Genomic DNA, 22,086 nt, shown 5'->3' with positions numbered 1-22,086 from the left:
AACTCCTCAAGGGAGTTGGGAGCCACGCCGACAAAGGATGCGTGAGTACCCTTGCGCACACCATGATGACCACCGCCCGCTCCGCAGACTCCGGCCTCACGGGTCCGGGCGAACTCGACCGCTACCCCTACGCCGACGCGCCCGTCGGCGGCCGTGCCGGGGCCCCTGTCTGGGACACCGATCCCGAGCTGGGTCGTGCGGGGCGCCGCAGCGCGGGCAGCCGTGGCCGCGGGCTGCACGGCCAACTCGTCCAGCAGCTGGGTCAGATGATCGTTTCGGGGGATCTGGGCGCCGACCGTCCTCTGGTTCCCGAGGAGATCGGCCAGCGCTTCGAGGTCTCCCGCACCGTCGTCCGTGAGTCGCTCCGTGTCCTGGAGGCCAAGGGCCTGGTCAGTGCCCGGCCCAATGTCGGCACGCGGGTGCGCCCGGTCAGCGACTGGAACCTTCTCGACCAGGACATCATCGAGTGGCGGGCCTTCGGGCCGCAGCGTGACGACCAGCGCCGTGAGCTCAGCGAGCTGCGCTGGACGATCGAGCCGCTGGCCGCCCGGCTCGCCGCCGGGCACGGGCGCGAGGACGTCCAGCAGCGCCTGTCCGACATGGTGGAGATCATGGGTCACGCCATGGGGCAGGGGGACGCGCTGACCTTCGCCCGCGCCGACTCCGAGTTCCATTCGCTGCTGATCCAGGTCGCCGGCAACCGCATGCTGGAGCACCTCTCCGGGATCGTGTCCGCCGCGCTGCAGGTCTCGGGCGGACCGGTCGCGGGCTGTGAGCGGCCGAACGAGGCGTCGCTCGGGCACCACGGCCGGATCGTCGACGCGCTCGCCGGTGGTGACGGCGCGGCGGCCGAGGCGGCCATGCGCCAGTTGCTGACGGTCCACCCCGAGGTCGAGCGGGTGGTGCCCGCCCCGCGCGAGCGCTGACCGCCTTCCGCGAGCGGCCCGGCCGGGTCTGCCGCCCCCTCCTGCGGCACCGTCCGGCCGGTGGGCCGCCCGCTGTAGGACCCCGCGGGATCCCCTTCGATCCCGCGGGGTCCTACAGTGATGAGGGGGCCGTAAGGTCCGGCACGGTGCCGCTGTCACCCCTGAGTGACCGTCTTTGTCCCGATCTGATCGATTCTGGATGCTTACGGGGTGTGACTCGGGCCACGCGGATTGGACGTAACGCTCCTGGAAAGAACGCGATGACCTAAGAGGTGACAGTCGCGGAGGGAATACGGACGCCGTTCACGGCGCTGTTGCATCTCCCCGGCCCCCGCCCGCATCGTCGGCCCATCCCCAAGCCGGCGGTCGGCTCCTGTCCGTCGTGGACGGGGCCGGAAGCCGTTTCTCAACGTCCCGAGAGGTTGTTCGTGTCGGCCAGCACATCCCGTACGCTCCCGCCGGAGATCGCCGAATCCGTCTCTGTCATGGCGCTCATCGAGCGGGGAAAGGCTGAGGGGCAGATCGCCGGCGATGACGTGCGTCGGGCCTTCGAAGCTGACCAGATTCCGGCCACTCAGTGGAAGAACGTACTGCGCAGCCTCAATCAGATCCTCGAGGAAGAGGGTGTGACGCTGATGGTCAGTGCCGCGGAGCCCAAGCGCACCCGAAAGAGCGTCGCAGCGAAGAGTCCCGCCAAGCGCACGGCGACCAAGACGGTCGCGGCGAAGGCGACGACCACGCGGAAGGCCAGTGCCGCCGCCACGTCGGCCGCGCCCGCCGCGGACGCCGTCGCCGAAGAGGAGGCACCCGCCAGGAAGGCGGCTGCCAAGAAGACCACCGCGAAGAAGGCGACCGCCAAGAAGGCGGCGGTGAAGAAGACGGCCGCCAAGAAGACCGCGGCCAAGAAGGACGACGCCGAGGCGCCCGACGAGGAGACCGTCGAGGAGGTCAAGGCGACGGACGAGCCGGAGGGCACGGAGAACGCCGGTTTCGTCCTCTCCGACGAGGACGAGGACGACGCGCCCGCCCAGCAGGTCGCCGCCGCCGGTGCCACCGCCGACCCGGTCAAGGACTACCTCAAGCAGATCGGCAAGGTGCCCCTGCTCAACGCCGAGCAGGAGGTCGAGCTCGCCAAGCGGATCGAAGCCGGTCTCTTCGCCGAGGACAAGCTGGCCAACTCCGACAAGCTGGCGCCGAAGCTCAAGCGCGAACTGGAGATCATCGCCGAGGACGGACGCCGCGCCAAGAACCACCTCCTGGAGGCCAACCTCCGTCTGGTGGTCTCCCTGGCCAAGCGCTACACGGGCCGCGGCATGCTCTTCCTGGACCTCATCCAGGAGGGCAACCTCGGTCTGATCCGCGCGGTGGAGAAGTTCGACTACACCAAGGGCTACAAGTTCTCCACCTACGCCACCTGGTGGATCCGTCAGGCGATCACCCGCGCGATGGCCGACCAGGCCCGCACCATCCGCATCCCGGTGCACATGGTCGAGGTCATCAACAAGCTCGCGCGTGTGCAGCGCCAGATGCTCCAGGACCTGGGCCGCGAGCCCACCCCGGAGGAGCTGGCCAAGGAGCTCGACATGACCCCGGAGAAGGTCATCGAGGTCCAGAAGTACGGCCGCGAGCCCATCTCCCTGCACACCCCGCTGGGCGAGGACGGCGACAGCGAGTTCGGTGACCTCATCGAGGACTCCGAGGCCGTCGTCCCGGCGGACGCGGTCAGCTTCACGCTCCTGCAGGAGCAGCTGCACTCCGTCCTGGACACCCTCTCCGAGCGCGAGGCGGGCGTCGTCTCCATGCGTTTCGGTCTCACCGACGGTCAGCCGAAGACCCTCGACGAGATCGGCAAGGTGTACGGCGTCACGCGCGAGCGGATCCGCCAGATCGAGTCCAAGACCATGTCGAAGCTGCGTCACCCCTCGCGCTCCCAGGTCCTGCGCGACTACCTCGACTAGGAACAGCGAGCACGACGGCGGGCACGACAGCCCCGCAAGCCGGCCACAGGCCCGGTCCCGTTCTCGGGGCCGGGCCTGTGGCCCTTGCTGTGGCCCGGTGCCGTCCGGCACGGGCTGTCCGGCACGGTCCGCCGGGCAGCCCCGGGTGCCGGTCCGCGGGTGCGGTGCGGGACGGGGTGGACCACTCTGGGTGTCCCATCGACGCCCCAGTGTGAGGAGAGCGCATGTGTCGTCGCCTGGCCCGGCTCCTGGCCCGGCAACTGGTTCTCGCCACCGCCACGACCGCGATACCCCTGGCCGCGGCGCCTCCGGCGGCTCCGGCGGTCGCGGACCGCATCGTCGTCGGCGGTTTCCCGGTCGATGTGGCCCAGAGCCCGTGGACCGTGGCGCTGTCCAGCCGTGACCGGTTCGGGGGTACCCGGGCGGGACAGTTCTGCGGGGGTGTCGCCGTCGGCCGGACCACCGTGCTCACCGCCGCCCACTGCATGGACGAGGAGGTCCTGGGGGCGCGTCCGGACCGGGTGCCCGACCTCAGGGTGATCTCGGGCCGCACGGACCTGCTCTCGGAGCAGGGCGAGGAGATAGCGGTGCGCGAGACCTGGGTGAACCCGGGCTACGACCCGGTCGGCAACTCCGGGGACTTCGCCGTGCTCACCCTGGCCGCGCCGCTGCCCTCCGGCTCGGTGATCGGCATGGCCGGCGCGGACGATCCCGGGTACCGGGCCGACACCCCCGCGACCGTCTACGGCTGGGGGGACACCACCGGTTTTGGGACCTACGCCGGCAGCCTGCACGCGGCACGGGTGCGTGTGCTGCGCGACACCGTGTGCGAGGCCGCGTACCCGGGCGGAGCCGAGGGCGCGTACCGTGCCGGGACGATGCTGTGCGCCGGTGAGCAGGCCGGCGGGCCGGACGCCTGCCAGGGGGACAGCGGCGGACCGCTGGTGGCCGAGGGGAGACTGATCGGCCTGGTGTCCTGGGGCGGCGGATGCGGCTGGGCGGACTCTCCCGGGGTCTACACGCGTGTGTCCGAGGTCGTGCGAACGCTCGACGGGCCTTTGGTCCACCGGTCCGGAAGGGCGCCCGGCGGCGCCTGAAGGCGCCTGGCGGGCCCTGAGCGGGCCTCCCGGGGCCTTCCCGAGGCCCTGGCGGCCTCCGGACGCCCGGAGGGCTCCCGTGGGAGCGAGAGCGCGCGGGGCGACGGGAACGAGCGCACGAGGAAGGGACGGCTGTCTCCGCAGCGGAGGCAGCCGCCCCTCTCGCCGGCCTGTGCCGGGTTGGCTCGTCGTCGTGCGCGAGGTGTCAGAGAGTCACCGTGTCAGTGCTCTTCCTCGATGGCGGGGGCCGACGGGGAGGTGAGCCGTTCGCTCTCGTCCTGTATCTCGGCGGCGATCTTCTTGAGTTCCGGCTCGAACTTGCGGCCGTGGTGGGCGCAGAAGAGCAGTTCTCCGCCGCTCAGCAGGACGACGCGCAGGTAGGCCTGGGCGCCGCAGCGGTCGCAGCGATCGGCGGCCGTCAGTGGGCTCGCGGGGGTCAGAACAGTAGTCACGTCGCCTCTTCTCTAGCTCGACGAGCTGTCGTACCAGGGTCAACATCCAACCAGCCCCAAAACGTTCCCGCTCGTGGCTTCTCTTCGAAAAAATCTTTCCGAAGTGGCTGGGTGCTGCCGGTTGGCGGCGAATGTGCCGTATCGCGTGTCTCTGTGTCGTACGGATTCGCGTGGTATCGGTGGTCGGCCCTCCCGGCTGGGTTGCCGGTTTGTTGTTGAGGACGTGCCCGGAGCCTAAATGGTTCATGCCTGGAAGGGAACGTGATGTGTGCTTCACTCCATCGAGAGATCGAACAGGTATACGACTCTGGACTAGTCTAGGTTTCAGACGAGGGTGGCGTGACAACGGCTCTACCAGGCCTCGGTACCCTCTCACCGGTGACAAGCGACGCGCCCTTACCCATGAGGGCCCCATCTGAAATTCAGCGAGGAGCGAACCGCGTGACCGCCGAGACGTCCGTGCCGTCCACAGCGCTGCTGGCAGGAGCAGACCGGGACGGTTCCAACTACACCGCGCGGCACCTGCTCGTCCTCGAGGGGCTCGAGGCCGTGCGGAAGCGCCCCGGGATGTACATCGGGTCGACCGACAGCCGCGGTCTGATGCACTGCCTCTGGGAGATCATCGACAACTCGGTGGACGAGGCCCTCGGGGGCCACTGCGACCACATCGATGTGATCCTCCACGACGACGGCTCGGTGGAGGTCCGGGACAACGGCCGGGGCATCCCGGTCGACGTCGAACCCAAGACCGGCCTCTCCGGCGTCGAGGTCGTCATGACCAAGCTGCACGCCGGCGGCAAGTTCGGCGGCGGTTCGTACGCCGCCTCCGGCGGCCTGCACGGCGTCGGCGCGTCCGTGGTCAACGCGCTCTCCGCGCGACTGGACGTCGAGGTGGACCGCGGTGGGCACACCCACGCGATCAGCTTCCGCCGCGGCGTCCCCGGCGCCTTCGCCGCCCTGGGCCCGGACGCGAAGTTCGAGGCCGGGAGCGGACTGCGCAGGACGAAGAAGATCCCGAAGGCCCGCAGCGGCACGCGCGTGCGCTACTGGGCCGACCGCCAGATCTTCCTCAAGGACGCCAAGCTGGCCCTGGAGACCCTGCACCAGCGCGCCCGCCAGACCGCGTTCCTGGTGCCCGGCCTGACCATCGTCGTCCGCGACGAGCTCGGGCTCGGCGACGGCGGCAGCAAGGGCGAGGAGTCCTTCCGCTTCGACGGAGGCATCAGCGAGTTCTGCGAGTTCCTGGCCACCGACAAGGCCGTCTGCGACACCCTCCGCTTCACCGGGCAGGGCACCTTCAAGGAGACGGTTCCGGTTCTGGACGAGCGCGGCCAGATGACCCCCACCGAGGTGACCCGGGAGCTCGGCGTCGACGTCGCGATGCGCTGGGGGACCGGCTACGACACGACCCTCCGGTCGTTCGTCAACATCATCGCCACCCCCAAGGGGGGCACCCACGTCGCCGGCTTCGAGCAGGCCGTCGCCAAGACGGTGAACGAGGTGCTGCGCACGAAGAAGATGCTGCGCGTGGCCGAGGACGACGTCGTCAAGGACGACACCCTGGAGGGCCTCACGGCGGTCGTCACCGTCCGCCTGGCCGAGCCGCAGTTCGAGGGCCAGACCAAGGAGGTCCTCGGTACCTCGGCGGCCCGCCGCATCGTGAACACCGTGATCTCCCGTGAGCTCAAGGCCTTCCTGACCTCCACCAGGCGCGACGACGCCCAGCAGGCCCGGGTGGTCCTGGAGAAGGCGGTCGCCGCGGCCCGTACGCGCATCGCCGCCCGTCAGCACAAGGACGCCCAGCGCCGCAAGACGGCCCTGGAGTCCTCCTCGCTGCCGGCCAAGCTGGCCGACTGCCGCAGCGACGACGTCGAGCGCAGCGAGCTGTTCATCGTCGAGGGGGACTCCGCCCTCGGCACGGCGAAGCTCGCCCGGAACTCCGAGTTCCAGGCGCTGCTGCCGATCCGGGGCAAGATCCTCAACGTTCAGAAGTCGTCCGTGACGGACATGCTGAAGAACGCGGAGTGCGGAGCGATCATCCAGGTCATAGGAGCCGGCTCCGGACGGACGTTCGACATCGACACGGCGCGCTACGGCAAGATCATCATGATGACCGACGCGGATGTGGACGGTTCCCACATCCGCACCCTGCTCCTGACGCTGTTCCACCGCTACATGCGGCCCATGGTCGAGTCCGGCCGGGTGTTCGCCGCGGTGCCGCCGCTGCACCGCGTCGAGCTCGTCCAGCCCAAGAAGGGCCAGGACAAGTACGTGTACACGTACTCGGACCGTGAGCTGCGCGACAAGCTGATGGACTTCGAGGCCAGGAACATCCGCTACAAGGAATCGATCCAGCGCTACAAGGGCCTCGGTGAGATGGACGCCGACCAGCTGGCCGAGACGACCATGGACCCGCGCCACCGCACCCTGCGCCGGATCAACCTCACCGACCTGGAGGCCGCCGAGCAGGTCTTCGACCTGCTCATGGGCAACGACGTCGCTCCGCGCAAGGAGTTCATCTCCAGCTCGGCGGCGACACTGGACCGGTCGCGCATCGACGCGTAGGGGGCCCGCGGTCACCTGATGGGGTGAAGCGGAACGGGAAGAGGGGCCGGAGCTCCTCCCGTTCTGCCCATCCTTGGGCATGCGCCGAAGAGACGACCGCCCCCACCCGGGCGGAGGCGGTCCCGAGAGTCCCGCCGGACCTGCCGAAAGACGCTCCGTACCTCCCGGGGGACGCTCCGCCGGACCGCCGGAAGGCGGCCACGTCCCGTTCCACGGCGGCCCGTCCGGCGGCGTGGACTACGGCGACCCGTGGTACGACGCCCTCGCCTCGGGCTGGGGCGAGGGTGCCGGAGCAGCCACGGCGGTTCAGGCGCCGCCCGCGCCGACGCAGACAGCGGTCGTACCGGACGCGCGCGGGCGGGAAGGCACCGTGGCGGCGGCCGACGCGTACCTCCAGGTCCAGCGCAGCGCCGCGTTCCAGGAAGTACGCAGCCGCTACCGGAGGTTCGTGGTCCCGGCCGTCATCGCCTTCTGCGCCTGGTACGTGGCGTACGTCGTGACCGCCACCACCGCGCCGGACCTGATGGCGCGACCGGTGGCCGGCGCCGTGAACGTGGGGATGTCCGCCGGGCTCGGCCAGTTCCTGACCACGTTCCTGCTCACCTGGGCCTACGCGCGCCACGCGCGGCTGCGCAGGGACCGGGCCGCGCTGGAACTGCGTTGGGAAACCCAGGAGATGGCGCGCGTCCGGGACGGTGCCTCATGACGGGCGATCACCAGGCGCTGGCACTGCTGCTGTTCAGCGCGTTCGTCGCGGTCACCCTGGGGATCACCACCTGGGCGAGCCGCAGCAGGCAGGGATCGGCCGAGGAGTTCTACGCCGGCGGCCGGCTCTTCTCACCGATGGAGAATGGTTTTGCCATCGCGGGCGACTACATGTCCGCCGCTTCCTTCCTCGGCATCTCCGGACTGATCGCCCTCTTCGGCTACGACGGGATGCTGTACTCGGTGGGCTTCCTGGTGGCCTGGCTCGTGGTGCTGCTCCTGGTCGCGGAACTGGTCCGCAACTGCGGCCGGTTCACCCTCGCCGACGTGGTGGCGGCCCGGATGAGGGAACGCCCCGTGCGCATCGCCGCGGGAACGTCGTCGGTCACCGTGTCCGTCCTGTACCTGGTGGCGCAGATGGTCGGCGCGGGCAGCCTGGTCGCGCTGCTGCTCGGCGGCCGGAGCGAGGCGGCGCAGGCCTGGACCGTCGTCGGCGTCGGGGCACTCATGGTGATCTACGTGTCGATGGGAGGGATGCGGGCCACCACCTGGATCCAGATCGTCAAGGCGGTCCTGCTGCTCGGCGGCACCATCGCGCTGACCGTCCTCGTCCTGCTGCGGTTCCACGGCGACTTCAACCGGCTGCTGCGCACGGCGGCCGGGCGCAGCGGTCACGGGGAGGCGTTCCTGGCCCCCGGACTCGCCTACGGCGGTGACTGGATCTCCCGGTTCGACTTCATGAGCCTGGGACTGGCGCTGGTGCTGGGCACGGCCGGGCTGCCGCACATCCTGTCCCGCTTCTACACCGTTCCGACCGCGCGGGCGGCCCGGCGTTCGGTCGTCTGGTCGATCGGGCTGATCGGCGGGTTCTACCTGATGACGATCGTGCTCGGCTTCGGTGCCGCGGCCATCGTCGGACCGGGGGCCGTACGCGGGTCCAACGCGGCCGGGAACACAGCGGTTCCGCTGCTGGCGCTCGACCTCGGCGGCGGTGCCGGCTCCACCGGCGGGACGGTGCTGTTCGCGATCGTCGCCGCGATAGCCTTCGCCACGATCCTCGCCGTCGTCGCCGGGATCACGCTCGCCTCGTCGGCGTCCGTCGCCCACGACCTGTACGCCTCCCTGCGGCGCCGCGACAGGAAACCGCGCAGCGAGGTGGCCGTGGCCCGGGTGGCCGCGCTCGGCATCGGCGTGCTCGCGATCGCGCTCGGCCTGCTGGCCCGCGACCTCAACGTCGCCTTCCTGGTCGGGCTGGCCTTCGCCGTGGCCGCCTCGGCCAACCTGCCCGTGCTGCTCTACTCCCTGTTCTGGCGCGGGTTCACCACCAGGGGCGCCGTGTGGGCCGTCCACGGCGGGCTGGTCCCGGCGATGGCGCTGGTCCTGCTGTCCCCGGTGGTCTCCGGCAGTCCGGAATCGCTGTTCCCCGGCGTCGACTTCCACCTCTTCCCGCTCCAGAACCCCGGCCTGGTCTCCATCCCGCTCGGCTTCCTCGCCGGTTGGCTCGGCACGGTGACCTCGGCCGAGACCCCGGACGAGGCCAAGCACGCGGAGGTCGAGGTGCGGTCGCTGACGGGCGCGGGGGCGGTGTGACGCGAGCACGTGTGGCGGGGGCCCGTGTGGTGCCGGGCCGTGCGACGACGTGCTCAGGTGCGGGGCACCCACACGTAACGGTGCTCCGGACGGCCCGCGTCGCCGTACTTGAGGGTCAGCACGGCCCGGCCGGTCCGCTCCAGGAGCTTGAGGTAGCGCTGGGCGGTCTGCCGGCTCACCCCCGTGCGCTCGGCGATCTCCTGGGCCGACAGCGCGCCGTCGGCCCTGATCAGGCACTGGCGCACCAGTTCCGCGGTGGTGGGGGAGTGCCCCTTGGGCAGGCCGGGTTCCGCCGACGCCGACAGGGCGCCGAAGATGCGGTCCACCTCGGCCTGTTCCGCCTCGCCGCCGCCGTCCAGGGTGCGGCGCAGCCCGGCGTACGCCTCCAGCTTGGCGCGCAGGCCCGCGAAGGCGAACGGCTTGACCAGGTACTGCAGCGCGCCCTGCCGCATGGCCGCCTGCACGGTGGACACGTCACGCGCCGCCGTCACCATGATCACGTCGGTCTGGCGGCCGTGCCGGCGCATCTCCTGGACGACCGCCAGCCCGGTCCGGTCGGGCAGGTAGTGGTCCAGGAGCACCAGGTCCAGCCGGGGCAGCGTCTCCAGCAGGCCGAGTGCCTCGGCCGCGCTGTGCGCCTCGCCGGCGACGTGGAAGCCCGGGACCTTCCCGACGTAGGCGGCGTTGACGCGCGCGACCCGGACGTCGTCGTCCACGACCAGGACCTCGATCATGACGGCTCCTCCTCGGTGATCTGCGGAACGGACGGGGAGAGCCGCGCGGGGCCACAGGCCCCGGTGAGGGCGGGCCGCGGGCCCGGATCGGTCAGCGCCTCGGGCAGGACGACGGTGAACTCCGCGCCTCCGCCCCGTGCCTCGCCCACGGTCGCGGTGCCGCCCTGGCGCTCGGCGAGCCTGCGGACGAGGGAGAGCCCGATGCCCCGCCCGCGGTGGTCCGGGGGCCTCTTGGTGGACCAGCCCTCGGTGAAGACCGACTCACGGTGCTCCGGAGGAATTCCGGGTCCCGTGTCGCGTACGCCGAGCACCGCCGTACGCCCCTCGGTGCGCAGTTCGACCTCCACGCGCGCGTGCGGCGCGCCCGCGACGGCGTCGAGCGCGTTGTCCACCAGGTTCCCGGCGACCGTGACGAGCCCTCCGGGGTCGATCAGCCGGTCCGGCAGCAGCGTCCGGTCCGAGACCCGCAGTGCGACCCCCCGCTCGGCCGCGACCGTCGCCTTGCCCACCAGCAGGGCGGCGAGCAGCGGGTCCCGGATCTTCTCGGTGACCTGCTCCGCCGTGGCCCGGTGATCGCCGACCACCTCGCCGACGAACTCCACGGCGTCGTCGTACATCTCGAGCTCCAGCAGCCCGAGCAGGGTGTGCATGCGGTTGGCGTGCTCGTGGTCCTGGGCGCGCAGCGCGTCGATCAGTCCGCGCGTGGAGTCCAGTTCCCGGCCCAGCCGGTCCACCTCCGTGCGGTCGCGGAGGGTGGCCACGGCCCCGCCGTCGTCGGTCGGCATGCGGTTGGCGACCAGGACGCGCTGCCCGCGGACGGTGAGCAGGTCGGTGCCGGTCACCCGGCCGGCCAGCACGTCGGCCGTCCGGCCCGCGCCGAGCGCCTCGTCGGGGGAGCGGCCCACAGCCTCGTCACCGAGGTCCAGCAGACGCCTGGCCTCGTCGTTCAGGAGGCGGACGCGGCCGGTGCGGTCGAGCGCGACGACGCCCTCCCGGATGCCGTGCAGCATGGCCTCGCGCTCCGCGAGCAGCGCCGCGATGTCGGAGAAGGCGAGGTCCCGGGTCTGCCGCTGCACCCGCCGGGAGATCAGCCAGGCCGCGAGCGCACCCACGGCCAGCGCCCCGCCCGCGTACGCGAAGAGCCCCGGGATCGCGTGGATCAGCCGGGCCCGGACACTGTCGTAGGCGATGCCGACCGAGACCGCACCGACGATCTCGCCGTCGGCGTCGCGCAGCGGGACCTTGCCGCGTGCGGAGCGCCCCAGGGTGCCGTCGTCGATCTCCATGACCTCGTGCCCCGCCAGGGCCTCGCCGGGGTCGGTGGAGACCGGGTCGCCGATTCTGCGGGGATCGGTGTGCGACCAGCGCACGCCCCGCCGGTCCAGCACCACCACGTACTCGGCGCCGGTGGCCTTCCGGATCCGTTCCGTTTCCCGCTGCACCGGCCCGTTCGGTGCCGGGGCCGTACCGCGCAGGTCGCGTGCGACCTGCGGCTGCTGGGCGGTGGTCTGGGCGATGGCGAGCGCACGGCGCATCGCCTGGTCGTCCAGCTGCTCACCGAGCGGGGCGAGGAACAGCCCGGTCGCGAGCACCACGACTCCCGCGGCGATCGCCAGCTGCATCAGCAGGACCTGCGAGAAGACCCGCCGAGGCAGACCGAGGCGCAGGCGGTGGGCGAAGGGAGCGGTGCGCATACCCATGACGGTACGTGGACGGCCGCCGGGGACCGCGGGCGTGTGGCGCGGATCGCCCCCGCACGCGCGGGGAGGAGCCCGTGTGCGCTCGCACGGGCGAGGCGGTGCCGGTCTCCGTGGGGGACCGCGCGGCGGGTCAGCCCGCGAGTGCCGCCATGGTCACCTCGCGGACCGCCACCACGTCCATCCGCGCGGGCGAGCCCAGTGCCGACCCGCAGCTCTCCGCTCGGGGCGGCAGGGACGAGCCCTGTGCCACCTCCACCCGCCAGCGGCGCCCGTCGGCGTGCGCGACGAGCACCTCCCAGCGCGGGGCCGTGCCGTCCGTCCGTACGACGGTCAGCGTCTCGGCGGCGTACTCGCCCACCTCGGTGCGCACGGCCAGCTCGGCCGCCTGGCCGGGGCGCCCCCAGGCGGAGCTCCCGCGGCACCCCTCCACGACGACCCGGCCCTCCCGCGCGCTGTGCAGCACCTCCTTGACGGCGTGTGCCTCGGCCCTGCCGTACGCGTAGCCGTGGGGCAGCACGAGCACCGTGGGCGAGAAACGGTGTCCGCCCAGGTGGGTGACCTCCCAGACGCCCTGGACGCCGGAGAGCGCGAGCTCGGCCGCAAGGGGCCGGCCGAGGAGTGCGCAGCAGCGGTCGCGCCTGCCGTTGGTGCAGACGAGGGCGAGCGGGGCGCCCTCGTGCGGCCGCCCGCCGAGCGCCGTGGCGAAGGTGCCGCTGTGCCCCCTGCCGAGGGCGGCGAAGTCGAGGTCGAGCAGGCGCTCCGGGTCCGTGGTCGTGGCGGTGTGCAGCCACGTGCTGCCGGGCACGGTATGGGCCGCGTACACCTGACGGGTGGCGGACGTCCCGCGGTCCGCGTGCCGTCCGGAGCGCCTGATCAGGGCGATCCGCACCCCGGTGCCCGACGCGGCGGCCTCCAGGGCGCGGCCCAGGGCCGGGTCGAGGTGGCTCGAGGTCAGCGCCTTGGGGCCCCACGGACCGGACTGCTCCAGCAGGAGCCAGGTCCTCGCGGTGGCCGCGGTTCCCGCGACGGGCTCGTCGAGCTCGCGGGAAGCGGTTGAGCACGTACTCACAGAGGTGAGCCTAACCTGAGTTGCCCCAAGACTGCTGTCCGGCTCACGGGTACCCTGTTCCCGCCGCGGCCTTCCTCCCCTCCCGCGCGACAGGGGACGAAACGGCTCGGACCGTTCTGTCGTCGCTCGGGGCCTGCCGCGGTCCGGCGCCACGAGTCGGTCCGCCGCGCCTATCCTGGCCAGTCGGTCACTTCCCCGGCGTACGCCGAGGCGCGGGCCGGGGTACGGGTAGGCGTGAGAGGGGTCGCGTGGTGGAGCGCAGCAGTGGTCGGCAGATTCCGGTCGTCGTCCTGGCCGGATTTCTCGGATCCGGGAAGACCACCCTGCTCAACCACCTCCTCCACCACAGCGGTGGCAGCCGTATCGGGGCCGTCGTCAACGACTTCGGTGCCATCGAGATCGACGCCATGGCGGTGGCCGGAGCGCTCGGCGACTCGACCGTCTCGCTCGGCAACGGGTGCCTGTGCTGTGCCGTCGACGGCAGCGAGCTGGACGTGTATCTCGAGCGGCTGGCGCGGCCGTCCGCCGGGATCGACGTCATCGTCATCGAGGCCAGCGGTCTCGCCGAGCCGCAGGAACTCGTGCGGATGGTGCTCGCCTGCGAACATCCCCGGATCGTGTACGGCGGGCTCGTCGAGGTCGTGGACGCCGCCGAGTTCGAGGAGACGAGGGCCCGGCATCCCGGGATCGACCGGCACCTCGGCCTCGCCGACCTGGTCGTCGTGAACAAGCTCGACCGGGCGGCGGACGCGGACGGCGTGCTCGACGTCGTGCGGTCGCTCGTCGACCGCGCCGCCGTCGTTCCCGCCACGCACGGCCGCGTCGACCCGGAGTTCCTCTTCGACTGCCGGCCCGGCGAGGAGCGTGTCGGCCAGCTCTCCTTCGACGACCTGCACCGGCACGGCTCCGACGCGGACGACGAGCACGCCGGGCACCTGCACGCCCGGTACGACAGCCTGTCCTTCGCCTCCGCGGCACCCCTCGATCCGCGGCGGCTGATCCGGTTCCTCGACAGCCGCCCGGAAGGGCTCTACCGGATCAAGGGATACGTCGACTTCGGCCCGTACGACGCCGGGAACCGGTACGCCGTGCATGCCGTCGGGCGGTTCCTCCGGTTCTCCCCGGAGCCCTGGCCGGCCGGTGCGGAGCGGCTCACGCAGCTGGTACTCATCGGGACCGGCATCGACGCCGTAGCCCTTCGCAAGGAGCTGGAGGAGGCCTGCGGCAGCGACGCCCCCGGCGGCCCCGGCGCCCCACACGCCGACGAGCAGGGCATGTGGGGCGTGCTGCGGTACGTACGGGATCCCGACGACCCGCAGGACCAGGACGACCCGCAGGGTTAGACCGGGCCCGCCACCACCGCCACCGTCTTCGGCAGGGGCTCTCCCGAGCCGTCGCGGCGCGGGTCGGGCTCCGGCAGGTCGACCGGTGTCCCGTTCTTCTGGGAGGCGCGGGCCGGGGTGGGGCCGGCCCAGGCCAGGGACAGGCAGTCCTCGCCCTTGAGGAACCGCTGGCAGCGCACACCGCCGGTGGCCCGGCCCTTGCGCGGGAACTGGTCGAACGGCGTCAGCTTGGCCGTCGTCTGGACGGAGTCGTCCAGTGTGCCGCGCGAGCCGGCGACCGTGAACACCACCGCGTCCGCCCCCGGATCGACCGCCGTGAAGGTCATGACCTTCGCGCCCTCGGCGAGCTTGATGCCCGCCATGCCGCCGGCGGGACGCCCCTGCGGACGGACCTGCGCGGCCTGGTAGCGCAGCAGTTGCGCGTCGTCGGTGATGAAGACCAGGTCCTCCTCACCCGTGCGCAGCTCGACGCCGCCGACGATCCGGTCGCCCTCCTTGAGGGTGATGACCTCCAGCTCCTCCTTGTTGGAGGGGTAGTCGGGCACCACCCGCTTGACGACGCCCTGTTCCGTACCGAGCGCGAGACCCGGCGAGGACTCGTCGAGCGTCGTCAGGCAGATCACCCGCTCGTCGTCCTCCAGGGAGACGAACTCCGAGATCGGCACCCCGCCCGAGAGGTTCGGGGTCGGCATCGACTCCGGCAGCTGCGGGAGGTCGATGACGTTCACCCGCAGCAGGCGACCCGTGGAGGTGACCACGCCCACCTCGCCACGGGCGGTGGCCGGCACCGCCGAGACGATCATGTCGTGCTTGACCCGCTTGGCGTGCGCGCCCTTCGGGAACGGCCTCGCGTCCGCCGTACGGGCGAGCAGGCCCGTGTCGGACAGCAGCACCCGGCACGGGTCGTCCGCCACCTGAAGCGGCACGGCGGCGACCGGGGCGGCCACCCCGTCCAGCAGGACCGTACGGCGGTCGTTGCCGAACTTCTTCGCCACCGCGGCCAGTTCGGAGGAGACCAGCTTGCGCAGCTCCGCGTCCGACTCCAGGATGCGGGTCAGCTCCTCGATCTCCGCGTTCAGCCGCTCCTGCTCCGCCTCCAGCTCGATGCGGTCGAACCTGGTGAGGCGGCGCAGAGGGGTGTCCAGGATGTACTGGGTCTGGATCCCGCTCAGCGAGAACCGGTCCATCAGGCGCTGCTTCGCCTGCGCGGAGTTGTCGCTGGAGCGGATCAGACGGATGACCTCGTCGATGTCCAGCAGCGCCGTGAGCAGGCCCTCGACCAGGTGCAGACGGTCGCGCCGCTTGCCGCGGCGGAACTCCGAGCGGCGGCGGACCACATTGAAGCGGTGGTCGAGATAGACCTCCAGGAGCTCCTTGAGGCCCAGGGTGAGCGGCTGGCCGTCCACCAGGGCCACGTTGTTGATGCCGAAGGACTCCTCCATGGACGTCAGCTTGTACAACTGCTCCAGGACCGCCTCCGGCACGAAGCCGTTCTTGATCTCGACGACCAGACGCAGGCCGTGGGCGCGGTCGGTGAGGTCCTTGACGTCGGCGATGCCCAGGAGCTTCTTCGAACCGACCAGGTCCTTGATCTTGGCGATCACCTTCTCCGGGCCCACCGTGAACGGCAGCTCGGTGATGACCAGGCCCTTCCGGCGGGCCGTCACCTCCTCCACGGTGACCGTCGCGCGGATCCTGAAGGTGCCGCGGCCCTTCTCGTACGCGTCCCGGATGCCCGGGAGGCCGACGATCCTGCCGCCGGTGGGCAGGTCGGGGCCCGGGACGTGCTTCATCAGGGCGTCGAGGTCCGCGTTCGGATACCGGATCAGGTGGCGGGCGGCCGCGATCACCTCGCGGAGGTTGTGCGGCGGCATGTTGGTGGCCATACCGACCGCGATGCCCGACGCACCGTTCACCAGGAGGTTCGGGAACGCGGCGGGCAGGGTCGTGGGCTCCTGCTCCTGGCCGTCGTAGTTGGGCGCGAAGTCGACCGTGTCCTCGTCGATGGACTCGGTCATCAGGCTCGTGGCCTCGGTCATCCGGCTCTCGGTGTAGCGCATGGCGGCCGGCGGGTCGTCATTGCCCAGGGATCCGAAGTTGCCGTGTCCGTCGACCAGGGGGACCCGCATCGAGAAGGGCTGCGCCATGCGTACCAGGGCGTCGTAGATCGACGCGTCGCCATGGGGGTGCAGCTTGCCCATGACCTCGCCGACCACGCGCGCGCACTTCACGTAGCCGCGGTCGGGGCGCAGTCCCATCTCGTTCATCTGGTAGACGATGCGGCGGTGCACCGGCTTCATGCCGTCGCGCGCGTCCGGAAGGGCGCGGGAGTAGATGACCGAGTACGCGTACTCGAGGAAGGAGCCCTGCATCTCGTCGACGACGTCGATGTCGAGGATCCGCTCCTCGTACGAGTCGTCGGGCGGCGGGGTCTTCGTGCTGCGGCGGGCCATCGCTGCCGGCTCCTTGCTGTGAAGCGTGGGACGGTATCTGACGCGGACCATTGTGGACCGCCGCACCGACAACCGGGACCATGGCCCCCGCCGCCGCCCTCCGCCGGGGGCCGGGGCGGGGTGCCGGAAGGGTACGCGCACCTCCCGCCGACGCCGCGAGCGGGGGCGGGGGAGAACCGGCACCGGGTGCACGACCCCGTGCGCCGTCTGCGATCCCGTACGCCCCACGAACCCCGTGCATACCGCGCGGCCCCACCCGTACCCGCGGTTCTCGCTCTCGGCGTATCCGGTCCCGTCCGGGAACTTCACCGGTCCTCCGCACGCTTGCATACAGTGGCAGGACCGGCACCAACGGCGGATGCGACGACCGCCTCCGCGATCGAAGGGACGTACATGCCCATGGGTCACACGGCCACCGCCCAGGCAGGCTCCGGCGGCCTGACAGCGACCGAGCACCGGCTGTCCAACGGCCTGCGCGTGGTGCTCTCAGAGGACCACCTGACCCCAGTCGCGGCGGTGTGCCTCTGGTACGACGTCGGTTCGCGCCACGAAGTCAAGGGCCGCACCGGCCTGGCTCACCTTTTCGAGCACCTCATGTTCCAGGGCTCCGGGCAGGTGAAGGGCAACGGCCACTTCGAGCTGGTCCAGGGCGCCGGAGGCTCGCTCAACGGCACCACCAGCTTCGAGCGGACCAACTACTTCGAGACCATGCCGACCCACCAGCTGGAGCTCGCCCTCTGGCTCGAGGCCGACCGCATGGGCTCCCTGCTGGCAGCCCTGGACGAGGAGTCCATGGAGAACCAGCGGGACGTCGTCAAGAACGAGCGCCGCCAGCGCTACGACAACGTCCCCTACGGCACGGCCTTCGAGAAGCTGACCGCCCTCTCCTTCCCGGCCGGCCACCCGTACCACCACACGCCCATCGGATCGATGGCGGACCTGGACGCGGCCACCCTGGAGGACGCCCGCGCCTTCTTCCGCACGTACTACGCGCCGAACAACGCCGTGCTCTCCGTCGTCGGTGACATCGACCCGGAGCAGACGCTCGCCTGGATCGAGAAGTACTTCGGCTCCATCCCCTCCCACGAGGGCAAGCCCGAGCCCCGTGACGGCTCGCTGCCCGGGATCATCGGCGAGGAACTGCGCGAGCTCGTCGAGGAGGAGGTTCCCTCGCGTGCGCTGATGGCCGCCTACCGGCTGCCCGAGGACGGCACCCGCGCGAGCGACGCCGCGGACCTGGCGCTCACGATCCTCGGTGGCGGCGAGTCCTCCAGGCTCTACAACCGGCTGGTACGACGGGACCGTACGGCGGTGGCGGCCGGGTTCGGTCTGCTGCGGCTGGCCGGGGCGCCCTCCCTGGGCTGGCTGGACGTGAAGACGTCCGGTGACGTGGAGGTACCCGTGATCGAGGCCGCGGTCGACGAGGAGCTCGCCCGGTTCGCCGAGCAGGGGCCCACGGCCGAGGAGATGGAGCGCGCCCAGGCCCAGCTGGAGCGCGAGTGGCTGGACCGGCTCAGCACCGTCGCCGGCCGGGCCGACGAACTGTGCCGGTACGCCGTCCTGTTCGGTGACCCGCAGCTCGCCCTCACCGCCGTCGGACGCATCCTCGAGGTGACCGCCGAGGACGTCCGGGAGGTCGCCGAGGCCCGCCTGCGTCCCGACAACCGCGCGGTGCTCGTCTACGAGCCCGTCGCCCCCGAGGCCGGGGAGTCCGAAGAAGCCGCGGCCGCAGGCACCGACGAGGCCGCGGCCGCAGGCACCGACGAGAACGAGGAGACGGCGAAGTGACCGAGCTCGCCACGATGGACTTCCACCCCCAGCCGCAGGCGGGCGAGGCCCGGCCCTGGGCCTTCCCGGCCCCCGAGCGCACCACCCTCGGCAACGGTCTGACGGTGCTGCGCTGCCACCGCCCCGGCCAGCAGATCGTCGCTGTCGAGGTACTCCTCGACGCGCCCCTGGAGGCCGAGCCGGCCGGCCTCGACGGCGTCGCCACCATCACCGCGCGGGCGTTCTCCGAGGGCACCGACAAGCACTCCGCCGAGGAGTTCGCCGCCGAACTGGAGCGCTGCGGCGCGACCCTGGACGCCTACGCCGACCACCCCGGCGTCCGCCTGAGCCTCGAGGTGCCGGCCTCCCGGCTCGCCAAGGGACTCGGACTGCTCGCCGACGCCCTCAGGGCGCCCGCGTTCGCCGACGGCGAGATCGAGCGTCTCGTCCGCAACCGCCTCGACGAGATCCCGCACGAGCTGGCCAACCCGTCCCGCCGCGCCGCCAAGGAACTCTCCAAGGAGCTGTTCCCGGCGACGTCGCGCATGTCCCGCCCGCGCCAGGGCACCGAGGAGACGGTCGCCGGCATCGACTCGACGGCCGTACGCGCCTTCTACGAGAGGCACGTCCGCCCCGCCACCGCCACCGCGGTGGTCGTCGGCGACCTCACCGGCACCGACCTGGACGAGTTGCTCGGCGACACCCTCGGAGCCTGGACCGGACCGGCCGCCCAGCCGCGGCCCGTCGCGCCGGTCACCGCCGACGACACGGGCCGCGTCGTGATCGTGGACCGCCCCGGCGCCGTACAGACGCAGCTGCTCATCGGCCGCGTCGGCGCGGACCGGCACGACCGCGTGTGGCCCGCGCAGGTGCTCGGCACCTACTGCCTCGGCGGCACCCTCACCTCCCGCCTGGACCGCGTCCTGCGCGAGGAGAAGGGCTACACCTACGGTGTGCGGTCGTTCGGCCAGGTCCTCAGGTCCGCCCCGGACGGCACCGGCGCGTCGCTGCTCGCCATCAGCGGCTCCGTCGACACCCCGAACACCGGACCCGCCCTGCAGGACCTGTGGACGGTGCTGCGCACCCTCGCCGCGGAAGGCCTCACCGACGCCGAACGCGACGTCGCCGTGCAGAACCTGGTGGGCGTGGCACCGCTCAAGTACGAGACCGCCGCGGCCGTCGCCGGCACCCTCGCCGATCAGGTGGAGCAGCACCTGCCCGACGACTACCAGGCCGAGCTGTACCGGCGGCTCGCCGCCACCGGCACGGTGGAGGCGACCGCGGCGGTGGTGAACGCCTTCCCGGTGGACCGCCTGGTGACCGTCCTGGTCGGTGACGCGGCGCAGATCAAGGAGCCCGTCGAGGCGCTCGGCATCGGCGAAGTCACGGTGGTGTCCGCCGAGTAGACGGGCCGTCGGCGGCCGTTTGGCCGCACGCCGGACACGCACGCGGGCGGGGCCCTGGTGACGAGAACGCCACCAGGGCCCCCTGGTGTCCTGATTGGTCCGGGAGATACCTGTCTGCCCTGTGGGATGCGCTACAAAATCCGGGATCCGTTTGGGGAGGGAAAGCCGTCCCGTTTAGCGTCAGGCGGTCTGTTCGTCGGGCAGTGCGCCGCACCCGCGGCACCGGACAGTCATCGCCGAGTCCCCGTACGGCGCGAGCCAGGGGAGCCGGGGACCCGTCAGCAGTCCCTGGGGTGAATCGGACGCCCGCGCGTGTCGCGAGGGGGTCCGTAGGAGACCTTCCTGCTCCGAACCCGTCAGCTAACCCGGTAGGCGAGAAGGAAGGAAAGGACCACCCTGTACATGGCGTTCACCCGCGCCACCGGAAAGCACCGCCGTCCCAGCCGCGTGCACCGCGGCACCGCCAGGGCGGCGGGCGCCGCGGCTCTCACCACCACCGGTGTCATCGGCTCCCTCTCCGCTCCGGCGCTCGCCGCCGAACCCGCCGCGGGGCAGACCGGCCTGACCCCCGTGGTCACCATGGGCGACGAGGCCGCCGCCCGGGTCGACGCCCAGGCCTCCGCCCAGCACGAGGCCGCACGCGAGGCGGCCCAGGCCGCCGCACGCGAAGCCGCCGAGGAGGCCGCCCGGGAGAAGGCGGCCGAGGAGGCCGTCAAGGCCCGCGAGGCCGAGGAACGCGCCGCGCGTGAGGCCGAGCGCAAGCGCCTCAACACCTTCGTGTCCCCGATCGCGGGCTCGTACGTCTCGACCGGCTATCTGTCCGGCGGTGCCGTCTGGTCCTCCGGCACCCACACCGGTGTCGACTTCCACGCCGCGAGCGGCACCCCCGTGCTCTCGGTCGGCATGGGTACCGTCGTCGAGGCCGGCTGGGGCGGCGCCTACGGCAACCAGGTCGTGATCAAGATGCACGACGGCACGTACACCCAGTACGGCCACCTGTCGTCCGTCGGCGTCTCGGTGGGCCAGCAGGTCACCCCGGGCCAGCAGATCGGCGTCTCCGGCGCCACCGGCAACGTCACCGGCGCGCATCTGCACTTCGAGGCCCGCACCACCGCCGGGTACGGCTCCGACATCGACCCCGTCGCGTACCTCCGCGCGCACGGAGCGAACGTCTGACCGGGGACGCGTTCCCCGGCCGCCGTGCGCACCTCGACGTCCGTGTGGTCCCCTGACGCCCCAGGTGTCCGCTTTCGCGGAATGGCCCCGACTCGGCTCTCCGAGTCGGGGCTTTCGGTGTTTCCGGCGGACCGTTGTCCAAAAAACGAACATGATTTCCGGCCCGCCGTCGGAAATCCTCGCGCGTTGCAATAGAGTCACGGAACAGGTGTCACCCGTTGACGTTGTGCGGGGATCAATTCGGAGGTCGGTCATGCGTATTCCGGCGCACTCGGTGTGCACGGCGATCCGGGACGACATCGTCTCGGGTGTCTACGAGCGTGGCGGCCGGCTGACCGAGGAACTCCTCGCCCGCCGCTACGGTGTCTCGCGCGTCCCCGTCCGGGAGGCCCTGCGCACCCTGGAGGCCGAGGGCTTCGTGGTCACCCGGCGGCACGCGGGCGCGTGCGTGGCGGAACCCACCGAGCAGGAGGCCGCCGACCTGCTGGAGATGCGGCTGCTGCTGGAGCCGCTCGGCGCCCTGCGTGCCGCGCAGCGCCGCACCGAGGCCCATCTGAAGGTGCTGCGCGGTCTGGTCCGGCTGGGCCAGGAGCGGGCCCGGCAGGGTCACAGCGACGACCTGCGCTCCCTGGGCGGCTGGTTCCACGAGACGCTCGCCCAGGCGTCCGGCAGTCCGGCGCTGACGTCGACGCTGATCCGGCTCCGGCACAAGATCGGCTGGATGTACGAGGTGCGGGGGGCGAGGGACCCCGTGGAGTGCTGGGCGGAGCACGGCGCGATCGTCGACGCCGTGGTGCGCGGCGACGGCGAGCGCGCGCGTGCGGTCATGGCGCTGCACACCGAGCGGGCCACCGCCGCCCACCGCCCGCGCTTCACCGCGGGGGCCGGGCGCGCGGACCGGGCGGCCCGTGCCGAGCGTGTGAGGAACTCGCAACATCCCGTAAACACACCGAGCCTCCGGCATTAACACGGAGACCGTATACAAGAGAAGGAAATTCGGTGGAAGTGAAATCCGCCTGCCGTTTTCCGTGAACGCCTGATTGTGTGCGGGGGAGTGGCGGCCGGATGAGCCGGGGGGCTGGTAAAACGCGCCCCCTGAAAAAAGGGCGCCGCGACCCCCGCAAGGGGTGCCGCGGCTCCGTTTT

The 22,086-nt window shown here is 71.7% G+C and carries 16 protein-coding genes and 1 riboswitch; of the genes, 11 read left to right on the top strand and 5 right to left on the bottom strand.

The window, feature by feature from the left end:
* The first annotated feature begins 41 nt into the window (after positions 1 to 41).
* From ORI94_RS08845 to ORI94_RS08835, 3 genes are all read left to right on the top strand, one after another.
* The gene (locus tag ORI94_RS08845) at positions 42 to 926 is read left to right on the top strand and encodes a FadR/GntR family transcriptional regulator (protein WP_266073807.1); all 885 of its coding nucleotides are present in this window, start codon (positions 42 to 44) and stop codon (positions 924 to 926) included.
* 428 nt (positions 927 to 1,354) lie between these two features.
* Entirely contained in the window at positions 1,355 to 2,884 is a 1,530-nt protein-coding gene (locus tag ORI94_RS08840) for an RNA polymerase sigma factor (RefSeq protein ID WP_266073806.1), read from the top strand.
* Positions 2,885 to 3,108: 224 nt separating this feature from the next.
* Positions 3,109 to 3,981: a S1 family peptidase gene (locus ORI94_RS08835; protein ID WP_266073805.1), complete on the top strand. Its 873-nt coding sequence runs from the start codon at positions 3,109 to 3,111 to the stop codon at positions 3,979 to 3,981.
* 221 nt (positions 3,982 to 4,202) lie between these two features.
* Here the strand turns inward: ORI94_RS08835 and ORI94_RS08830 are convergent, their stop codons facing one another.
* Positions 4,203 to 4,433, bottom strand: coding sequence for a hypothetical protein (locus ORI94_RS08830; protein ID WP_266073804.1), 231 nt, complete (start codon positions 4,431 to 4,433; stop codon positions 4,203 to 4,205).
* A 441-nt stretch (positions 4,434 to 4,874) separates the two neighbouring features.
* On the opposite strand from ORI94_RS08830, the gene ORI94_RS08825 reads away from it, so the two are divergent.
* The 3 genes from ORI94_RS08825 to ORI94_RS08815 all read left to right on the top strand — a co-directional run bounded on the left by ORI94_RS08825 (position 4,875) and on the right by ORI94_RS08815 (position 9,293).
* Positions 4,875 to 6,998, top strand: a complete 2,124-nt coding sequence (locus ORI94_RS08825; RefSeq protein ID WP_266073803.1) for a DNA gyrase/topoisomerase IV subunit B — start codon at positions 4,875 to 4,877, stop codon at positions 6,996 to 6,998.
* Between the two features lie 79 nt (positions 6,999 to 7,077).
* Entirely contained in the window at positions 7,078 to 7,704 is a 627-nt protein-coding gene (locus ORI94_RS08820; protein ID WP_266073802.1) for a DUF485 domain-containing protein, read from the top strand.
* Positions 7,701 to 9,293: a cation acetate symporter gene (locus ORI94_RS08815; RefSeq protein WP_266073801.1), complete on the top strand. Its 1,593-nt coding sequence runs from the start codon at positions 7,701 to 7,703 to the stop codon at positions 9,291 to 9,293. Before ORI94_RS08820 ends, ORI94_RS08815 begins: the two co-directional genes overlap by 4 nt.
* Before the next feature lie 53 nt (positions 9,294 to 9,346).
* On the opposite strand, the gene ORI94_RS08810 is transcribed toward ORI94_RS08815, so the two are convergent.
* From ORI94_RS08810 to ORI94_RS08800, 3 genes are all read right to left on the bottom strand, one after another.
* Complete coding sequence (locus ORI94_RS08810; protein WP_266073800.1) at positions 9,347 to 10,027, bottom strand: response regulator; 681 nt, start codon at positions 10,025 to 10,027, stop codon at positions 9,347 to 9,349.
* Positions 10,024 to 11,727 (bottom strand): ATP-binding protein, encoded by a 1,704-nt coding sequence (locus tag ORI94_RS08805; RefSeq protein WP_266073799.1) that lies wholly within the window; start codon positions 11,725 to 11,727, stop codon positions 10,024 to 10,026. The genes ORI94_RS08810 and ORI94_RS08805 overlap by 4 nt, the downstream gene beginning before the upstream one ends.
* A gap of 130 nt (positions 11,728 to 11,857) precedes the next feature.
* Positions 11,858 to 12,796, bottom strand: a complete 939-nt coding sequence (locus ORI94_RS08800; protein WP_266073798.1) for a sucrase ferredoxin — start codon at positions 12,794 to 12,796, stop codon at positions 11,858 to 11,860.
* Between the two features lie 251 nt (positions 12,797 to 13,047).
* On the opposite strand from ORI94_RS08800, the gene ORI94_RS08795 reads away from it, so the two are divergent.
* Positions 13,048 to 14,139 carry a CobW family GTP-binding protein gene (locus ORI94_RS08795; protein WP_416237793.1) on the top strand — a complete coding sequence of 364 codons (1,092 nt, stop codon included), beginning with the start codon at positions 13,048 to 13,050 and terminating at the stop codon, positions 14,137 to 14,139.
* Here the strand turns inward: ORI94_RS08795 and ORI94_RS08790 are convergent.
* Entirely contained in the window at positions 14,136 to 16,592 is a 2,457-nt protein-coding gene (locus tag ORI94_RS08790) for a DNA gyrase/topoisomerase IV subunit A (protein WP_266073795.1), read from the bottom strand. The two genes, ORI94_RS08795 and ORI94_RS08790, sit on opposite strands and share 4 nt — an antisense overlap.
* Before the next feature lie 399 nt (positions 16,593 to 16,991).
* On the opposite strand from ORI94_RS08790, the gene ORI94_RS08785 reads away from it, so the two are divergent.
* The 4 genes from ORI94_RS08785 to ORI94_RS08770 all read left to right on the top strand — a co-directional run bounded on the left by ORI94_RS08785 (position 16,992) and on the right by ORI94_RS08770 (position 21,908).
* Positions 16,992 to 18,380: a M16 family metallopeptidase gene (locus ORI94_RS08785; RefSeq protein ID WP_266073864.1), complete on the top strand. Its 1,389-nt coding sequence runs from the start codon at positions 16,992 to 16,994 to the stop codon at positions 18,378 to 18,380.
* On the top strand, positions 18,377 to 19,765 hold the full coding sequence (locus ORI94_RS08780) for a M16 family metallopeptidase (protein WP_266073794.1): 1,389 nt from the start codon (positions 18,377 to 18,379) through the stop codon (positions 19,763 to 19,765). The genes ORI94_RS08785 and ORI94_RS08780 overlap by 4 nt, the downstream gene beginning before the upstream one ends.
* Positions 19,766 to 19,989: 224 nt before the next feature.
* Positions 19,990 to 20,154: riboswitch (cyclic di-AMP (ydaO/yuaA leader) on the top strand.
* A 13-nt stretch (positions 20,155 to 20,167) separates the two neighbouring features.
* On the top strand, positions 20,168 to 20,941 hold the full coding sequence (locus ORI94_RS08775) for a M23 family metallopeptidase (protein ID WP_266073793.1): 774 nt from the start codon (positions 20,168 to 20,170) through the stop codon (positions 20,939 to 20,941).
* A gap of 253 nt (positions 20,942 to 21,194) precedes the next feature.
* Positions 21,195 to 21,908, top strand: coding sequence for a GntR family transcriptional regulator (locus ORI94_RS08770; RefSeq protein WP_266073792.1), 714 nt, complete (start codon positions 21,195 to 21,197; stop codon positions 21,906 to 21,908).
* The last annotated feature ends 178 nt before the right edge of the window (positions 21,909 to 22,086 follow it).

Source organism: Streptomyces sp. NEAU-W12 (genome assembly GCF_026242095.1).
In the GTDB taxonomy this organism is placed as follows: domain Bacteria; phylum Actinomycetota; class Actinomycetes; order Streptomycetales; family Streptomycetaceae; genus Streptomyces.
This window is presented reverse-complemented; position numbering and strand designations above follow the sequence as displayed.